General features: G+C 72.0%; 15 protein-coding genes and 1 pseudogene. 7 read left to right on the forward strand and 9 right to left on the reverse strand.

All coding sequences use genetic code 11. The annotated features are described in order from the left end of the window. Window positions 1-62 precede the first annotated feature (62 nt). Window positions 63-561 (forward strand): annotated as a pseudogene (locus ACZ6JT_RS22990) (DUF5994 family protein). Here ACZ6JT_RS22990 and ACZ6JT_RS22995 read toward each other — a convergent pair. Continuing rightward, window positions 501-794 (reverse strand): MFS transporter, encoded by a 294-nt coding sequence (locus ACZ6JT_RS22995; protein WP_469212374.1) that lies wholly within the window; start codon window positions 792-794, stop codon window positions 501-503. The pseudogene ACZ6JT_RS22990 and the gene ACZ6JT_RS22995 sit on opposite strands and share 61 nt — an antisense overlap. 30 nt (window positions 795-824) lie before the next feature. Then, the gene (locus ACZ6JT_RS23000; RefSeq protein WP_469212376.1) at window positions 825-1,964 is read right to left on the reverse strand and encodes a PucR-like N-terminal domain-containing protein; all 1,140 of its coding nucleotides are present in this window, start codon (window positions 1,962-1,964) and stop codon (window positions 825-827) included. Between the two features lie 86 nt (window positions 1,965-2,050). Here ACZ6JT_RS23000 and ACZ6JT_RS23005 point away from each other — a divergent pair, with 86 nt between their 5' ends. After that, on the forward strand, window positions 2,051-3,106 hold the full coding sequence (locus tag ACZ6JT_RS23005) for a ferredoxin reductase (RefSeq protein WP_469212378.1): 1,056 nt from the start codon (window positions 2,051-2,053) through the stop codon (window positions 3,104-3,106). A gap of 7 nt (window positions 3,107-3,113) precedes the next feature. Beyond that, window positions 3,114-4,232, forward strand: coding sequence for a fatty acid desaturase family protein (locus ACZ6JT_RS23010; protein ID WP_469212380.1), 1,119 nt, complete (start codon window positions 3,114-3,116; stop codon window positions 4,230-4,232). 37 nt (window positions 4,233-4,269) lie between these two features. Here the strand turns inward: ACZ6JT_RS23010 and ACZ6JT_RS23015 are convergent, their stop codons facing one another. The 4 genes from ACZ6JT_RS23015 to ACZ6JT_RS23030 all read right to left on the reverse strand — a co-directional run bounded on the left by ACZ6JT_RS23015 (window position 4,270) and on the right by ACZ6JT_RS23030 (window position 8,289). Next, a complete protein-coding gene (locus ACZ6JT_RS23015; RefSeq protein ID WP_469212382.1) occupies window positions 4,270-5,304 on the reverse strand; it encodes a helix-turn-helix domain-containing protein in 1,035 nt (344 codons plus the stop codon). Window positions 5,305-5,449: 145 nt separating this feature from the next. Continuing rightward, window positions 5,450-6,046, reverse strand: a complete 597-nt coding sequence (locus ACZ6JT_RS23020; RefSeq protein WP_469212384.1) for an NADPH-dependent F420 reductase — start codon at window positions 6,044-6,046, stop codon at window positions 5,450-5,452. Window positions 6,047-6,110: 64 nt separating this feature from the next. Beyond that, window positions 6,111-6,929 (reverse strand): inositol monophosphatase family protein, encoded by an 819-nt coding sequence (locus ACZ6JT_RS23025; protein ID WP_469212385.1) that lies wholly within the window; start codon window positions 6,927-6,929, stop codon window positions 6,111-6,113. A gap of 286 nt (window positions 6,930-7,215) precedes the next feature. Beyond that, complete coding sequence (locus ACZ6JT_RS23030; RefSeq protein WP_469212388.1) at window positions 7,216-8,289, reverse strand: alpha/beta hydrolase family protein; 1,074 nt, start codon at window positions 8,287-8,289, stop codon at window positions 7,216-7,218. Between the two features lie 85 nt (window positions 8,290-8,374). Between ACZ6JT_RS23030 and ACZ6JT_RS23035 the strand changes: the two genes are divergently transcribed. Continuing rightward, complete coding sequence (locus ACZ6JT_RS23035) at window positions 8,375-9,340, forward strand: ArsR/SmtB family transcription factor (RefSeq protein ID WP_469212389.1); 966 nt, start codon at window positions 8,375-8,377, stop codon at window positions 9,338-9,340. Window positions 9,341-9,382: 42 nt separating this feature from the next. On the opposite strand, the gene ACZ6JT_RS23040 is transcribed toward ACZ6JT_RS23035, so the two are convergent. Both ACZ6JT_RS23040 and ACZ6JT_RS23045 read right to left on the reverse strand, forming a co-directional pair. Further along, window positions 9,383-10,882: a DHA2 family efflux MFS transporter permease subunit gene (locus tag ACZ6JT_RS23040; RefSeq protein ID WP_469212392.1), complete on the reverse strand. Its 1,500-nt coding sequence runs from the start codon at window positions 10,880-10,882 to the stop codon at window positions 9,383-9,385. A 256-nt stretch (window positions 10,883-11,138) separates the two neighbouring features. Beyond that, window positions 11,139-12,536 (reverse strand): DUF5685 family protein, encoded by a 1,398-nt coding sequence (locus ACZ6JT_RS23045; RefSeq protein ID WP_469212394.1) that lies wholly within the window; start codon window positions 12,534-12,536, stop codon window positions 11,139-11,141. 242 nt (window positions 12,537-12,778) lie between these two features. On the opposite strand from ACZ6JT_RS23045, the gene ACZ6JT_RS23050 reads away from it, so the two are divergent. The 3 genes from ACZ6JT_RS23050 to ACZ6JT_RS23060 all read left to right on the forward strand — a co-directional run bounded on the left by ACZ6JT_RS23050 (window position 12,779) and on the right by ACZ6JT_RS23060 (window position 15,748). Continuing rightward, the gene (locus ACZ6JT_RS23050) at window positions 12,779-13,156 is read left to right on the forward strand and encodes an FKBP-type peptidyl-prolyl cis-trans isomerase (RefSeq protein WP_365481305.1); all 378 of its coding nucleotides are present in this window, start codon (window positions 12,779-12,781) and stop codon (window positions 13,154-13,156) included. A gap of 201 nt (window positions 13,157-13,357) precedes the next feature. Continuing rightward, window positions 13,358-15,199 carry a protein kinase domain-containing protein gene (locus tag ACZ6JT_RS23055; protein ID WP_469212396.1) on the forward strand — a complete coding sequence of 614 codons (1,842 nt, stop codon included), beginning with the start codon at window positions 13,358-13,360 and terminating at the stop codon, window positions 15,197-15,199. A 213-nt stretch (window positions 15,200-15,412) separates the two neighbouring features. Next, complete coding sequence (locus ACZ6JT_RS23060) at window positions 15,413-15,748, forward strand: hypothetical protein (RefSeq protein ID WP_469212397.1); 336 nt, start codon at window positions 15,413-15,415, stop codon at window positions 15,746-15,748. Here the strand turns inward: ACZ6JT_RS23060 and ACZ6JT_RS23065 are convergent. Further along, on the reverse strand, window positions 15,745-16,116 hold the full coding sequence (locus tag ACZ6JT_RS23065; protein WP_469212398.1) for a hypothetical protein: 372 nt from the start codon (window positions 16,114-16,116) through the stop codon (window positions 15,745-15,747). The genes ACZ6JT_RS23060 and ACZ6JT_RS23065 overlap by 4 nt on opposite strands. Window positions 16,117-16,272 lie beyond the last annotated feature (156 nt).

Genomic DNA, 16,272 nt, shown 5'->3' on the forward strand with positions numbered 1-16,272 from the left:
CTTTCGACGCCCCTGCCGGCCGTCGAACGGGGCCGCCGCACCGCGAGACAGGCGGAATCACCATGGCCGCATGCGACGACCCCGCCCCTGTGAAGCTCCTCCCGGACGCGATCCACCAAGCGGTCAAGCCGGGCGCCGCCCTGCTCCGGCTGGAGACCACACAGTCCCGCCAAGGGCTCCTGGACGGCGCCTGGTGGCCGCGCACCGGGGACGTCACGATCGAGCTGCCCGCACTGATCACGGCACTGACCGCGCACCTCGGGCCCCTCACGCGGGTCGGCCTGGACACCTCCGCCCGGCGGGACATCCCGACCCGTCTGGTCATCGACGGCCAGGTCGTGCACCTCGACACCGACCCCGTCGGCGACGACACCGTCCTCATCACCCGTGGTCACAACGACCACTTCGCCCTGCTGGTGGTCCCCCCGGACACCACCGCCGACGCCGCCCGCGAAAGCGATGGCCCGCGCCGTACGCGCCGACAACATCACGCAAGCCACTCAAATCCTCATCGCCACCACACCCGAACCTGAGAACGGCCCCCCCGACGCGGCGGGCTGACCCCGAATCCTCAGCGGCCGAGTGGCCTCGACGGTCCCGGCGACCAGGACGTGGCGTCGGCCGATGCGGTCGCCGATCGCGCCGAGCGGCAGGACCAGCGCGGCCAGCGCCACGGTGTAGGCGTCGGCGATCCAGGTGAGTGAGGCGTTGGTGGCGGACAGGCCCACGGCGAAGTCAGGCAGAGCCAGGTTGAGGGCCGAGACCGACGCGACCACCAGGACGAGGCCAGGCAAAGCCTCGGTCGTGGGCGGTCGCAGTACGCGTCAGCCGCCTCCGAGACCGACCGCCAGCGTCAGCTCGAGGACCCGGCGTGGCGATGCGAGGTCCGGAAACAGCTCCCGCAGCTGCGACATCCGGTACCGGACGGTCTGGGGGTGGACGAACAACGCCGCCGCCGCCTCGTCCCGCCGGCCCTGATGCAGCAGCCACGCCCGCAACGTCTCCTCCAGCCGCCGTGCGGTCGCGACGGGCAGGGTCCGCAGCGGTGCGAGGGCTCGGGCACGCAGGTCTGCGAAGGCGTCCACGTCGGCGCTCAGCACCAGCTCGGGCAGGTGCTCCTCGGTGTCGCGGATGTCGGAGGAGAGGGAGCGCGCGCGTGCGGCTCGCGCGTACGAGGCGGACGCACGGGTCCATGGCCGGGCCGGGCCGACCACCGCGGCGCGGTCGGTCAGCTGCCGCAAGAGATGTGGCCGGTCGGCATCGGGGACGAGCAGCACGCCGAAGGCGTCCGGCAGGTCGTCGAGGACGAGGGTGCTCGGGTCGAGGGTGCGGTAGGCGGGCCTGGCCTGGGCGGCGGGCAGCAGGACCGCGGTCAGTGAAACCGGAGGCTGCCACCCGGCCCGTTGCACGGAGGCCAGCAGCACGTCCGGGCTCGCGCCGGCGAGGAGGTCGCGGGCCAGGTGTTCCAGGTGGCGCTCGTGGTCCCGGCCCCGGGCGGCCAGTTCGTCGGCGTGGCCCGCGGCGCTCGCGGCGGAGAGCTCGTCGATGTAGGCGAAGGTCAGCTCGGCGAACTTGGCGACCTCGGCGGCGGGCAGCCCTGCGGGTACGGCACCCGCTGCCAGGCATCGCCAGGCCACGCGGGCGCCGACGCGGTAGGCGCTGAGCAGGGCGTCCATCGAACGGCCGTCGCGCACCTCGCCGCGGCCCAGCTCGTAGGCCGCGTCACCGGCGTCGCCGCCTGTGGCGTTCCCGCTCGCGAGGTCCAGGTAGTGTCCCAGGGCGGTGCGGACGGCTCGGCGGATGGTGACGCCCATGCGGCCCGAAAGGGCGTTGGCGTAGGGGGGGACCTCGTCGATGATCGCCTGGACGACCTCGTCGGCGGTGGTCGTCAGCGCGGCCCGAAGCGCGGTGACCGTCGTCTGATCCAGGGCCGGTTCGGTGACCCTCCGGATGGGATGGCTCATGTTTTATTCCCTGCGAACAATTCAGCGGACCAGATTTACGTCCTGCGGTCAGGACTTTACGCGGTGAGGCGCATCAAGCTGGACTCATGACGAGTGCAGCCCTCCGCAGTGGGGCGTGGAAACTGCTGGAGATGGTCACGACGCCGCTGCTGCCGTCGGATTACCTCGACCTGGTCAGCCCGCTGCGTGCGGGTGCCGACCTGCGTGGGCGCATCGAGGCCGTGCACCCCGAGACGGGTGACGCCGCGACCATCGTGATCAGGCCGGGACGGGGCTGGCGCGGTCACACGGCCGGTCAGTACGTGCGGGTCGGGGTCGACGTCGAGGGGAGGCGCCTGTGGCGTGCCTACTCCATCACCTCGCCGACGAACCGCCGGGACGGCCGCGTCACGATCACCGTGAAGGCGATCCCGGGCGGCAAGGTCAGCAACCACCTGGTCCGCAGGGCGAAGCCGGGCACGCTGATCCAGCTCGACCAGGCGACCGGTGACTTCGTGCTGCCGGAGGCCAAGCCCGCGAAGGTGCTCTACCTGACGGCCGGCAGCGGCATCACGCCTGTGATGGGCATGCTGCGCGACACCGGGTTCGACGACGTCGTCATGGTCCACTGCGCGCCACGGCCGCAGGACGTGATCTTCCGGGGCGAGCTGCACGACCTGGTCGCGGACAAGAAGCTGCGGCTCATCGAGGTGCACACCGACACGGCCGGCATGCTCGACATCACCCGTCTCGACGCACTGGTGCCCGACTGGGCCGAGCGCGAGACCTGGGCCTGCGGGCCCGCGGGTCTGCTCGACGCCGCCGAAGGACTCTGGAGCGAGCACGGCGTCCGGGAACGCCTGCACACCGAACGCTTCCGCCCCGGCATCGTCGTCGCCGGTGACGGCGGCGAGGTCACGTTCAGCGCCACCGGCAAGACCGTCGGCGCGGACGGCGCCACGCCGTTGTTGGACGTCGGCGAGCAGGCCGGCGTGCTCATGCCGTCCGGGTGCCGCATGGGGATCTGCTTCGGCTGCGTCACGCCGCTCAAGGCGGGCGCCGTCCGTGACTTGCGCACCGGCGAGATCACCGAGGCCGAGCCGGGCGTCCTCATCCAGACCTGCGTGTCCGCCGCGGCGGGCCCCTGCGACATCGAACGGTAGGAGCACCTTGACCGCCATCGACCCCACCGCCCACCTGACCGCGGAGCAGATCGAGGAGCTCGGCCGCGAGCTGGACGCGATCCGCGATGAGGTGATCGCCGACCTCGGCGAGAAGGACGCCGCCTACATCCGCAAGGTCATCTCGGCGCAGCGCAAGCTCGAACTGGTCAGCAGGGGCGTGCTGCTGTTCTCCTTCTTCCCGCCCGCGTGGCTGATCGGCACCGCCGGGCTGTCCGTGGCGAAGATCATGGACAACATGGAGATCGGCCACAACATCCTGCACGGCCAGTGGGACTGGATGCGGGACCCGAAGATCCACTCCACCACCTGGGAGTGGGATCACGTCTCGCCGTCCGACCAGTGGAAACACTCGCACAACGAGCTGCACCACACGTACACCAACGTGATCGGCAAGGACAACGACCTCGGCTACGGCATCATGCGCGTCGACGAGGACCAGAAGTGGCACCCGTTCCACCTCGGCCAGCCGCTGTGGAACTTCATCAACGCCTGCTTCTTCGAGTACGGCATCGCGGCGTACGACCTGGAGCTCGGCAAGAACCTGCACAAGCGCCGCCGCGGCAACCCGGAGTTCCGTGCGCGGGCCAAGGCCGTGGGCCGCAAAATCCGCAAGCAGGTGCTCAAGGACTACGTGATCCACCCGCTGCTGTCGGGCCCGTCGTTCCTCACCACCCTCGCCGCCACGTTCACCGCGAACCTGGTCCGCAACATCTGGTCCCACTCCGTGATCATGTGCGGACACTTCCCCGAGGGCGTGCAGGTCTTCGAGCGCCGCTCGATCAGGGGCGAGACGCGCGGCCAGTGGTACCTGCGCCAGATGATGGGCTCGGCGAACATCACCGGCAGCAGGGCCATGCACTTCATGACCGGCAACCTGTCGCACCAGATCGAGCACCACCTGTTCCCGGACCTGCCGAGCAACCGGTACGCCGAGGTCGCGGTGAAGGTGCGCGCGCTGTTCGAGAAGTACGAGCTGGAGTACGTCACCGGGCCGCTGCCCAAGCAGGTGTTCTCCGCGTGGCGCAAGGTCTTCCGGCTCTCGCTGCCGAACAAGAAGCCCAAGGCCAAGGCGCCGGACCGCGAGCAGGAGCTGGTCGCGGCCTGATGTCCGGCATCGGTTCGCCGCAGGGCAGGCGGCCGGGTCACGGGCTTTCGGTCGACCCGTGGCCCGGCCGGTGCCGGTTCGGCGGGAGCGAGGCCGCTCGGGTCGAGCGGGCGTACTCGGTGGGAGTCTGCCCGTAGTGCTTCTTGAAGGCTCGGGTGAAGTGACTGCCGTCCGCGAACTGCCAGTGCGCGGCGAGCTCCGAAATGCTCAGGCGCCCTGACGGCGCGAGAAGGGCGAGCCGGGCCTCGTGCAGTCGCCGGTGGCGGATGTAGGTGGTCACCTGCTCCCCCACCGCGGCGAATGCCCGGTGCAGCGTACGGACGGAGACGTTGAGTTCACGCGCGAGCAACGCCGGAGAAAGTTCGGCATCAGCGAGCCGACGGTCCGCGAGGTCCTTGGCCGCCTGGGCGAGCGCGGGAGCCAGTCGGGGTTCCGCGTCGTCGAACCGGCCCTTCGCCACCGCCTTCGTCAGCTCGATCAGGGTGCCTTGGGCAGCTGCCACACCGGCCGGGCCGAGGTCGGCCACGGTGGTGTGGATCATGTCGGTGAGGGCCGTCAGCAAGCGCATCTCCGCCGAGTCCGCCGGCCCGGTGACGACCCGGTTCCCGAGCAGGGGTTTGAGCTCGCCGGGGGGCAGCACGAGGAACTTCGCGGTGAGGTGTGCCGTCGTCTCGAAGGCCGTCAGGCGCCCGAGGTGCCGGACGAGGAACTGCCCGGCCGACACGGTCTGGTCGCCGTGACCGGGCGGGCCGCCCAGAGTCCACGCACCACGCCGCACGACGTACATGGCAACCAGATCCTGATCGCCGCCCGGGACGTCCGCGGTCCGGGTCGCCGACGCGGCGTGCAGGTCGGCGATCGCCGCGCCGTGCACCTTGGCCACGTTGCCCTTGACCCGGAAGTCACCCATCGTGTCGGGACTGAAGGCCGGAAGTCGGAAGACGTCGTCGCCGACCTGCGTCTCCCACCCGCGCCGGAAGGCATCGAGTCCCCGCGGTGCGGAGCCCGGGGCGGTCGAGTCCACCGCGAACACCCCGCGCGCGCCGTCGACTTGCGCTCCAGTACCGTGCATCCCTCTCCGATCCCCGCGTGTTCATTGCTTCAACGCCGTCCTGCGGTGCTCGTGTTCCGCAGGACGCCGCCATGAAGCATGATCGGCGATCAGCTCGTCTGGAAGGTGGAGCGGCCCCGAGTTGTCGGCCCGGGCGCCGATCGTGTCAGCGGGCGATCGAGATCGCGAAGGGGGTGAATCCGGTGGACCGGATCACGTGCGGGACGAACAGGATCGCGGCCTCCGTGGCGCGGGCGGTCCGGATCCCGCCGAGGTCGGTGATCCATTCCTTGTGCCAGCCGAGGTCGACGAGCAGTTCGCGGACAATCCGCTTGGCCTCCGGGTCCTCGCCGGAGAGGAAGGCCGTCGGCGTCTGGGTGAGCGCGGCCGGCGCGGTCATCACCGGGAAGAGCATGGTGTTGAGTGTCTTGACGACGTGCGTTTCGGGGAGTGCTTGCTGAAGCTGTTCGGCGAGGCTCGAGCCGGGGTGGATCAGGTCGGCGGGCAGGCCGTCCGGTCCGTCGGTGGTGGCATTGGAGACGTCGACGAGGATCTTGCCGTGCAGCTCTTCGCGCAGGGCGGCGAGACGTTCCAGGGACCCGGCGCCCGGGGTGGCGTTGATGACGATCCGGGCCGTCCGGGCAGCGTCGGCGGCGGCCCCCGGCGCGCGGTCCGCGACGGTCACCTCGTGCCCGGCCCGGGTGAGGGCGGCGGCCAGGTTGCCGCCGACGCGGCCGTTTCCGAGTACAGCGATCGTGGTCATGGTGATGTGGTCCTTGCGTGGGTGCGGGGTGCGGGGTGTGGTGTGCGGGGTGTGGTGTGCGGGGTCAGCGGGAGAGCGTGGCGACGGCCTCGGCATGGACGCCGGGCGCGGCGGCCAGGAAGCCGGCGCTCTGCGGGGTCCAGGGGCGGCCCTCGGCGTCGGAGACCCGTCCGCCCGCTTCGGTGACGAGCAGCGCGCCGGGCAGCAGGTCCGCGCGGGCGCCGGCGAACTGCCAGAAGGCGTCGATGCGGCCGGCGGCCACGTTCGTCAGGTGCAGGGTCGCGGGCACGGCGGTGCGGACGACGAGCGCGTCGAAGAGCATCGCGGTGATCGAGGAGCCGACGCGCCGTACGACCTTCTCGTCCTCGTCCGGCCGGGCCTGGCTGGTGGCCACGATGCTCAGGCCGAGGTCCGTTGCCGGGGAGACGTGCAACGGCCGGCCGTCGAGGTGGGCGCCTGCGCCGGTGAGCGCGGTGTAGGTCTCGCCGGTCAGCGGCAGGTGGACCACGGTCAGCACCGGCTGGTTCTCCCGTACGAGGGTGGCGGTCACCGCCCACTCGGGCAGGGCGTGCAGGTGGTTGACGTTGCCTTCGGCCGGGTCCACGACCCACCACTCGCCGGGCGGCAGCGCCCCGCCGTCCAGCTCGTCCTCCACCCAACTGGCAGTCGGGCGCAAGCTCGTGAGACGGGGGCGGAGGATGTCGAGGGCCGTGTTGTCGTTGACGGCGAGCGCGTGCATCAGCTCTTCGCGGCTCTCGTAGCGGACCACGTCCCCGAAGCGCTCGCGCAGCGCCGCACCGGCGGCGCGCACAGCGATCACGGTCTGATCGAGCAGGTCGGCGTCGGAGGTGGTGACGTCCCTGGTCTGAAGCGTTTCGGACATGGTGGTGCTCCTGGAGGGGTGATGAGGGGGGATGAGGGCCGTCGGGGCCGAACTGCGCGTGGTGCGGGCGCCGTGAGCGGGGAAGAAGGCTCAGTCGAGCAGTTCGGCAGCCCGCGTCCACCCGTCCGTGAACAGCCCGGGTTTCCCTTCTGCCGTCGAATCTTAGGAACGCCGACACGGCACGTACTTGAACCTCCGCGACGTTCGTTCGGAACCTCAGCGCCAGTCCAGTGGCGCCGGGGGTGCATGCCGGACTTCCGCAGCCCGCCGCCGCCTCGTGGTTCCGTTACGAGAGATGGCGGGCGAAGAAGGTCCCCACCCGGCGCCGTACCTCGGCGAGTGTCACCGCGGGGTCGCCCTTGCCGACGAGCGCGGTCCGCGCCGTCGCTGTGACGAGACCGGAAGTCTGGAGTCGAGGGACGAGCGAGCCGTAGTCGGTGAACGCCCCGTGGTTCGCGTCGGGGAGCAGCCTGCGGCGGCCGGGAAGGCTCGCCCAGGACGACTCGATGCGGGCGGCGCCGTCGAATCCGTCGGTGCGGAACAGCAGCAGCGGCTGGTCGTGGCCGGCCGGCGTTGGGTACAGGTCGAGATAGCCCTCCAGGTTCGCCACCGCGCCGACGCGGCGGTCGTCACGGGCCGCGTACACCGCCGCCGTGCCGCCTGCGGAGTGCCCGTACATCCCGATCCGGCAGGAGTCCATGACCGGTGCGAGCGGCAGGTCGCCGAGCCGGTTCAGGACCAGGCGGAGGTCCGCGATCCGGGTGTCCACCATCGTGCGGAAGGTCGCCGGGTCCGGGGGTCCGATCAGGACGGTCATCCGCAGTCCGGTGGGCAGCTCCACCTGAGAAGCGTCACCGGGGTGGTCGACGAGGACGACCACGCGGCCATGACTCGCCAGGTCCTCGGCGAGGGTGGTGCCGAGCGTGCGGGAGTCACCGCCGCCGGGTGAGTACACCAGCACCGGCCGCCGCCCGGGCAGCGGCGGTGCGTCCACGTACCCGTGGGTGAGGACCGCGCCCCAGTCCACCATGCCCGGCTCCGGCAGCCCGGGATGGACGTGGGGCGCGAGGCCGGCGAACTCCCCGGCCTCGGCCGGGGTGAGCTGCGGGGCTCGGGAGAAGCCGCGTACCGATCGGGCCGGGTACAGGACGGTCAGCATCAATTCCCGCACGCCGCCCACCCATGGGTCGGTCCGGGACGGGTCCGTCAGATGGACCGTCCGCATGCCTACGGCGTACGGGCCGGCGGGCGCGGGCAGTCGGAGGGTCGAGCCGTCACCGGAGGCGGACGCGACCGTGGGCAGCAGGGCAGCGGCACTGCCGCATAGGGTGCCTTTCAGGAGAGTGCGTCGAGAAGTCATACGGGCATCCTTGGGGCGGGGGCCGTCACGGGGCGAAGGTTCATGCCCTGGTCGAAAGGCTGGTCCAGGACGAGGAGATGTGCGGGTGCTGCGAATCCACTTCACCTCGGAGGACTTCGCCCGGATCCGCTTCGCACCCCGCCCGGCGCCGCTCCAGGAGCTGCACGCCGCCCTGACGACAGCCGTGGCCCAGCGTGGCGGGCCGCTGTTCGCGCCGTGGCGCGGCCGCGTCCTGCGCTCCCTCCCGGCCGCGACCCACCTGCTCGCCGAACTGGTTCCGGCGGGCCACCCGCCCTCGTTCCTCGACGTCCTCGGCGACACCATGGCCGACGGCTTCGAACAGGTCCGCGTCACCAGCCCCGGTCTCGTCCGCTCCGAGCTGGAGCGGGTCTACGGGACGAGGCCCGCGCCTCGCTGGATCCGCGGCCTGCACGCGGGCGACGAGACGGCCTGGCGCACCCTGCACCGCGCCCAGCAGGCTGCGTACGAGACGGTCCTCGCCCCGGTCTGGCCCGTCGTACAGGATCTGCACCGTGAGGAGTTCACGCGCTACGCCCTGACGGTCGCCGAGCACGGCGTGGCCGCCACCTTGACCGGCCTGGCCCCGGGCAGCCGGCTCCACGCAGGTGTGTGGGAATGGCCCGGCGCAGCGCCGGACCGCGACGTCCGCCTCAACGGGCGTGGCCTGGTTCTGCTGCCCACCTTCCACCACCCGGCGGGCCCCCTTCTCCAGGACATCCCGGGCCGTCCCGCGGTCCTGACGTACCCGGCCGGTCCCGGGCTCCCGCCCACCGCGGGGGGCCCCGTCGTCTCCGCCGAGGCCCTTGCCGCGATCCTGGGCCGCACCCGGCTGGACGCCCTGCGCCTCCTGGCCGAGCCTCACACCACGACATCCCTGGCCCACGCCCTCCACGTCAGCAACGCGACGGCTTCGTCCCACGCGGCCGCGCTGAGATCGGCGGGCATGGCGACGACGACCCGCACGGGCCGCTCGGTCACCCACCAGCGCACGGCCCTCGGCACGCTGGTTGCGGGCGCTTGGCCGCCGTAGTTCACCACAACTCCTCGGTGCGACGCGTGGGCGTCGAGGATGTCAGGTGGGGGTGTGGGCGGTCTTGTTCGTCGTGGTGCCGTCTTCGTCCTGGGCCTCCGGCGCCGCGGGCTGTTGCGGGGTGGGCGGGGTGCGGATCAGCAACGCGACCAGCACGGCCAGGGAGCCGAGCACGGCGCCGACGCCGAATCCCCACCGGATGCCCGTGGCGAGGGCGCCGGTGGCGTCGGCTCCCTCGGCCACTGCCGTGGCGGTGTGTCCCGACATGACACTGATGACCAGGGCGGTGCCGGCGGCGGCCGCCACCTGCTGGAGCGAGCCCAGGATGGCGGAGCCGTGCGGGTAGAGGTGCGGCGGCAGGACGGCCAGGCCGGAGGTGAAGACGGGGGTGAAGACGAACGCCATGCCCGCACTCAGGGCCACGTGGAGGACGAGCACCAGCCACGGCGGGGTCTGTTCGCCCGTGAGCGCGAACAGCGCGAGGCAGAGAGCGGTGAGTACGGCCCCGGGTACGACCAGGCGTGGTGCGCCGAGTCGGTCGTAGAGCTTGCCGACCTGGGGTCCGAGCAGTCCCATGGTCAGGCCGCCGGGGATGAGGAGCAGCCCGGTCTGCAGTGAGGTCAGGCCGCACACCTCCTGCAGGTAGATCGGCAGCAGGATGAACGCACCCATGAGGGCCATGAAGGACAGGCACATCAGGCCGAGCGCCACCGAGAAGTGACGGAACGTCAGGGCGCGCAGGTCCAGCAGCGGTGCGGAAGAGCGCTGCAGTGCCAGCTGCCGCCATACGAACAGTCCTACGAGCACGGCGCCGGCCAGGGTGGTGGTCTCCGGGGGCACGAGCGCCTGGGCCGCGTTCTCGGCACCGAGCCCGCTCAGGCCGTAGACCAGGGCGCCGAAGCCCGCCGCCGCCAGGGGAACGGACATCCAGTCGATGGGGGCGGCCTGCGGCTCACCGATGTTGACGAGCTTCCGCCGGCCGAATATGGCCATGGCTGCGGCGATGGGGATCACGGCCAGGAACAGCAGGCGCCACGATCCCAGCTGGAGCAGCACACCGGAGACGGCGGGGCCGAGGGCGGGTGCGACGGAGATGACGAGGGTGATGTTGCCCATGACCCGGCCGCGGTCGTGCGGGGGCACGAGGGTCATCAGCGTCGTCATGAGCAGCGGCATCATGACGGCGGTGCCGCCGGCCTGGATGACGCGGGCGGCCAGCAGTACGGGGAAGGCGGGCGCGGCGGCGGCCAGGGCCGTGCCGGCGAGGAACAGCGCCATGGCGAGACCGAAGGCGGTTCGGGTCGTCACGCGCTGGAGGAACCACCCGGTCACCGGGATGACGACCGCCATGGTGAGCATGAAGGCCGTGGACAGCCACCCTGCGGCGGCTGCGGTGACCTCGAACTCGCGCATGAGCCGCGGGATGGCGTTGACCATGATCGTCTCGTTGAGGAGGACGACGAACGTGGACAGCACGAGAATCCGCAGCACGGCGGTGACGCGGGCGGGCGAGGGGACGGGGGTTTCGTGTGGTGCGGGCATGGCGCCTTCCGTCGTGTGAGTGTCCTCCGCGCGTGGCGGTCACACTGGAAGACTGCGGCGCCGGGAAGAACTCATCGGTCTCCCCCCATCCTTTCGGCGTCGGCGCCCGAGCTCAAACCATTTTGCCGCCCCGGAACAGCCCGGAACGGCCCGGAACGGCACAGAACCGCCTGGAACGGCACAGAACCGCCCGGAACGGCTTCCGTAGCAGCCGGCGTGCCGAGCCGGGCGGCGGGGAACCAGTCCCCTCCGTCGTTCAGTCGCAGCAGTCGCAGCAGCACTTGCACGGATTGCAGCAGCCACCGTCGCCGCAGCAGCCGTCACCCGATCCACCGCCGGAACCGCCGGAGCCGCCGGAACCACCGGGACCACCCGAGCCGCCGGACCCATGACCGCCGCCCCAACCGCCGGAGGAGCCACCCGAGTTGCCACCGCCCTGGCCGCCGAACCAGCCGTCACGCCCGGAGCCGTCCCGGCTCGAACCGCCGTCGCGGTTGCCGTCGCCGAACTGCCAGGACTCTCCGTCATCCTGACCGGCGTCCTCGTTGCAGCGGCAGCACCTGGTGCACAACCGGCAATCGCCGCACAACCGGCCCCACTCGCCGCACCGCCGGCACTGCCCCTGCGACGGCCTGCCCGACGCCATCACCCCACCCGCCGAGGCCGCGCCCGCGAGCTCCCCCACGCCGCAGGCCGTGCCCGTGCCGGTCCCCGAGGGCGTTTCCGCCTCCGCGCGGCGTCCCAGCCAGGGCAGCACGCGCAGGCCGCGCACCTGGCGGGGGTGCCGATGGTGACGGTGACGAGGGTCGAAGACCCGATCGACGGCGCGCTCCAGCTCGACGCCCAGGAGCGCCCGCACCAGGCGGTCGTCGACGAACACGGCGTCGGACAGCGCGAGCCGTATGCCACGGACGGCGTCGTCGCAGAGCCGGCGTACCTCGGCGCGGTCCGCGCCGGTCACGGCGATCGGGTTCCACGCGCCGGACGCCGCGTCCGCCTCCAGGTCCTCCACCGCGTCCAGCAAATGCGCCAGCCGGCCGAACAGACGGCCGGCTTCCGCCAGCGGTTCGGCGTTGCCCGGGCGGTCCGTGAGCACCGCCGTGTGCGCGAAGGCGGCTGCGGTCGCCGTCTCCGCGGGCTCCGTGACCGTCAGCAGGGAGCCGCCGGGGCCGGTCGACCGCTCGATGTCCGGCTGACGCTCGACCGCCCCGAGCAGCAGCGCGGTGTCGAAACCGAGCCGTTCGCCGCCCGCGACGCCCGCACGGTCCCAGTTGTGGGCGATCCGGCGCGCCGCCAGCGCCACCGGCCGGCGCCCCATCAGGCCGTCCCCATCGGCCACGTGGTCACGCATCTTCGCCGCGGCCAGCACCAGCGAGACCGTCGCCGCCAGCCGCGCGCCCTCGCCCTGCGCCACGTCCGCCGACCGCATCCCGCGCAGCGGGCACGGACCGGCGCCGCGCCGCCAGTCCCCGGTACGCTCCGACTGCGCTTCGGTCAGCACCGAGACGATCAGGCCGTCGTAGTTGGTGGCCACCCTCGCGAACTGCCCGTACTCGCTGCGCAAAGCCAGGCACAGCCCGCACAGATGCGCCATCCACTCGGTACGCAAGCCCTCGCCGAGGCGATGACGGCATGGCCTGATGATTCCGAACACCGAAGTTCTCCCCCGTAGGAACAGCTACCCGGACGCATCCGGTCGGACGGCTCACGGACGCAAGACTGCACATGAGGCACGGCCCGGCGTGACGTCAACCTCATGTGACGTCAACGCGCGGCCGACATCCTAGATGCACTTCGGGCGATCAGCGTTCTCGGTAGCCTGACCACCTACTGCATGGTGACCATGCGCCCGGCTGGTCCGTACGAGGGATGCCGGCGGAGAGCAGTGAGGCTGCGATGAGTGAACTGACGAAGCCCGTGGTCGAGCTTCCGGAGGGTGATGCTCCCGAGGAGCTGACGATCCGGGACCTCGTCGTCGGGGACGGGCCCGAGGCGAAGCCGGGCAGGGTGGTCCGGGTTCACTACGTCGGGGTCACCTTCGAGTCCGGAGTGGAGTTCGACGCCTCCTGGGACCGGGGCCAGCCGTTCAAGTTCGCGGTGGGCGGTGGCAGGGTCATCAAGGGCTGGGACCGGGGACTGAGGGGGATGAAGGTCGGCGGTCGGCGCGAGATCATCGTTCCCCCGCGCCTCGGCTACGGCAAGCAGTCCCCCTCGCCGTTGATCCCGGCGGGTTCCACGCTCGTCTTCGTGGTGGACCTGCTCTCCGTGGTCTGAGGAAGGTGATCGGCCCGCACCCGCACGCCGGTTCCGCTCGTGGTCGGCCCGGACGCGTGGCTGCGGCGGCGCGGGCCGGTCCGGCAACTGCCGCGGACCGCCCGGTGGTCGGGGGCGGGGACGGCCCGGGCATTGGGTACGCTCTCGGTTGACTTCGGGGCGCCGGCAGGTGCTGAATCGCCGCAATCAGAGACGGATCCCATGGGCAGCGCACCTTCCGCCGACTTCTTCCAGCCGCTCAAGGCGGACGACCCGGCCGTCGTGGGCGGTTACCGCCTTGCGGCCGTGCTGGGCGCGGGCGGCATGGGCAAGGTCTACCTCTCGTACACGCCGGGCGGTCGGCCCATCGCCATCAAGGTGATCCGGCCGGAGTTCAGCGAGGACCCCGAGTTCCGGCGGCGCTTCCAGCAGGAGGTGCGGGCCGCGGAGCGGGTCCAGGGGCTCTACACCGCGCCCGTCATCGACTCGGACACCGAGGGTCCCCAGCCCTGGCTGGCCACGGCCTACGTTCCCGGCCCCTCGCTCGCCCATGCCGTCGCCCGGCACGGCGCACTGCCGGTGCGCAGCGTGCTGCTGTTGACCGTCGGGGTCGCCGAGGCGCTGCACGTCATCCACGGCGCGGGCATCGTCCACCGGGACCTGAAGCCGGCCAACGTGCTGCTCGCCTCCGACGGTCCGCGCGTCATCGACTTCGGCATCGCCCGGGCCGCCGACTCCACCGCTCTGACCAGTACGGGCGTCAGCGTCGGCACCCCGGCGTTCATGGCGCCCGAACAGGCCTCGGCCGGCACGGTCACCCCGGCCACCGACGTCTTCGCCCTCGGGCAGATCGCGGCGTTCACGGCGATCGGTGCCTCGGTCTTCGGCGACGGGCCCTCGCACGCGGTGCTCTACCGGATCGTCCACGAGGACCCCGACCTCAGCGCCCTGCCCGAGGCGTTGCGGCCGGTGGTGACCCGCTGCCTCAGCCGCGATCCGGCCGACCGCCCGACCCTGACCGAGGTCATCGAGCTGTGCAACGCGGCCTCGGAGACCCCGCTGCGCCAGGGCGAGGACTGGCTTCCGCAGGCCGTCGCCGGTTCCATCACCGAGCGGCTGCAGCTGCCCGCCCCGGCGCCCACCCCGCCGCCGCAGCCGCCGACGGCCGCGGCGGCTCCGGCTCCGACGGCGACTCCCACTCCGACCGAAGTCTCGCCGCAGGCACCCGCCGCCGCGCCCGGATACACGCCGACCGGCGCGGCCGCCGCGCCCACGCAGACCGCTCCGGCGCCGGGGGCTTCGCGGGCTCCGGGGGCCATGCCGCCGGGTTACCCGACGCCGCCCCCGCACGCGCGGGCTTCGTACCCCCCGCCGCAGCACCAACCGCAGTACAGCCAACCCCCGTACACGCAGCCCTCGTACGCCCCGGGCCACAGCGCGCCGCAGCCGTTCCACACCCAGGGCTTCGTACCCGTTCCGCCCGCCCCGCGCTCCAAGCGGACGGGGCTGATCGTCGTCGGGTCGGTGGCGGCGGCGGTCATCGGGCTCGCGGTCATCGGTTCCCTGCTGCCGGACGGCTCCGGCAAGGGCGGGGGCGACAAGTCCTCGGGCGGCTCCAGCGCCTCCCAGAAGGCGCCCGACCCGCAGCCGGTCTCGTACCAGGGCATCGACGTGCCCCAGAACCACCAGGTGATGTTCGCCGACAATCCGCCGCGTCCGGCCGAGGAGCCGACCGGCGCCGGGGTGCTCTACGGGCACGCCGACCTCTTCTTCTACCGGGACACCCTGTTCGGGGACGAGAAGTTCGGTAGCACCAACGGCAAGCTCGTCCTGCTGAACAACTCCGAGAAGGGCTCCCTGGAGACCTGCCGCGCCGTGACCCGCTTCACCGAGAAGGTCGGCCTCGACCAGCTCACGGAAGGGTCACAGGTCTGCGTGCTGAGCAAGGCCGGTCACATCGCGCTGGCGACCTTCCGCGGCAGGTCGGGCGGAAAGAACGAGACCGCCTTCATCACCCTCGACCTGACGGTGTGGCGCAACGCCGAGGCCGCGGCGAAGAACTGAGCCCACGACAAGGGGCCCCTCCTGCCCACGGTCTGGCCGGCCCGTCGCTCGCGCACGCGACGACCTCGCACAGCCCGTGTCCTTGCAGGGGCGGTCGAACTCGTCGACGATGCTTTCAAGCCCCGGCCTTCCGGATCCCACCGGCCCCGGCTCGGGGAGGGGAGAACAGGGGAGACAGTGACAACGAACAGCAATCCGAAGAAGCCTCGCTCGATGGTCGCCGCAGCGATCGTCCCGCTCTTCGTGCTCATGGGGCTGCTGGTGGGGCCTGCGGCAGCCGCCTCGGCGGCCGCTCCGGCCGCCCGTCAGGCTCCGGCCGCCGCGGCGCCGGCGCAGGGCCGCCTCATCGCCGCCGGCGGCGTGGCAACCGGCCTCCAGGCACCGACGTCGTCCCAGGTCCGGGCCACCACCGGGACCAAGAAGGGCAAGAAGAAGAGCAAGAAGAAGGGCGGCCTCTTCAAGAAGCTTTTGATCGTCGTGCTCGTGGTCATCGTGCTGCTCGTCGTCCTGTACGGGGTCCGCCGGGCCCTGCGCCGCAGGTCCGCCTAGGAATCGGCGCCGGGCCGGTGCGTCTGCGCCCCGGCCCGCCCGAACGGTCCGGGCCCGTCCTGCCCTCCGCCCTCGCGGGTGGAGGGGCGGCGCGGGCCTTCCCGGGCCGGCGGCTCGTCGGCGGGGGCGGGGAGCCGCCGGAGTTCGAGCAGAGCCACCGCGATCTTCACTCCGGTGGAAATCGTCAGGGCCTGGAGGAACGGCATACCCATCAGCCACAGGGCGACCGTCATGGCCGTGAGGACCAGGAACGCCGGCAGCAGATTGCTCCGTCTGAGCGTGGCCCGCAGCTGTCCGGCTCGACCGCGACGCTGCCGCGCCGCGCCGATCGGGCGGTCGGTGACGCCCTCCTCCTTGGCCTGTGGCATTGCCTGCTGCCCCTTCCTCGCGCTCGCCCCCGCCACCGAGCCTCGGCTGCGCCCCGGCGGACTGCCACCGCTGCCGGCCGGCCCGCCGCCGTCCGGCGTACAGGTTCACCTCACCGGCCCCGGGTGTGCGACGTCCCGCCCGGTGAAGGCCGTACC

Source organism: Streptomyces sp. NPDC046308, from assembly GCF_055588065.1.

What these genes read in the sequence shown, in the direction of transcription:
- ACZ6JT_RS23000 (WP_469212376.1), bottom strand. Translation starts at nt 1,964, where the DNA reads ATGAGCCATCCCATCCGGAGGGTCACCGAACCGGCCCTGGATCAGACG.
- ACZ6JT_RS23005 (WP_469212378.1), top strand. Translation starts at nt 2,051, where the DNA reads ATGACGAGTGCAGCCCTCCGCAGTGGGGCGTGGAAACTGCTGGAGATG.
- ACZ6JT_RS23015 (WP_469212382.1), bottom strand. Translation starts at nt 5,304, where the DNA reads ATGCACGGTACTGGAGCGCAAGTCGACGGCGCGCGCGGGGTGTTCGCG.
- ACZ6JT_RS23020 (WP_469212384.1), bottom strand. Translation starts at nt 6,046, where the DNA reads ATGACCACGATCGCTGTACTCGGAAACGGCCGCGTCGGCGGCAACCTG.
- ACZ6JT_RS23025 (WP_469212385.1), bottom strand. Translation starts at nt 6,929, where the DNA reads ATGTCCGAAACGCTTCAGACCAGGGACGTCACCACCTCCGACGCCGAC.
- ACZ6JT_RS23030 (WP_469212388.1), bottom strand. Translation starts at nt 8,289, where the DNA reads ATGACTTCTCGACGCACTCTCCTGAAAGGCACCCTATGCGGCAGTGCC.
- ACZ6JT_RS23040 (WP_469212392.1), bottom strand. Translation starts at nt 10,882, where the DNA reads ATGCCCGCACCACACGAAACCCCCGTCCCCTCGCCCGCCCGCGTCACC.
- ACZ6JT_RS23050 (WP_365481305.1), top strand. Translation starts at nt 12,779, where the DNA reads ATGAGTGAACTGACGAAGCCCGTGGTCGAGCTTCCGGAGGGTGATGCT.
- ACZ6JT_RS23055 (WP_469212396.1), top strand. Translation starts at nt 13,358, where the DNA reads ATGGGCAGCGCACCTTCCGCCGACTTCTTCCAGCCGCTCAAGGCGGAC.
- ACZ6JT_RS23060 (WP_469212397.1), top strand. Translation starts at nt 15,413, where the DNA reads ATGGTCGCCGCAGCGATCGTCCCGCTCTTCGTGCTCATGGGGCTGCTG.
- ACZ6JT_RS23065 (WP_469212398.1), bottom strand. Translation starts at nt 16,116, where the DNA reads ATGCCACAGGCCAAGGAGGAGGGCGTCACCGACCGCCCGATCGGCGCG.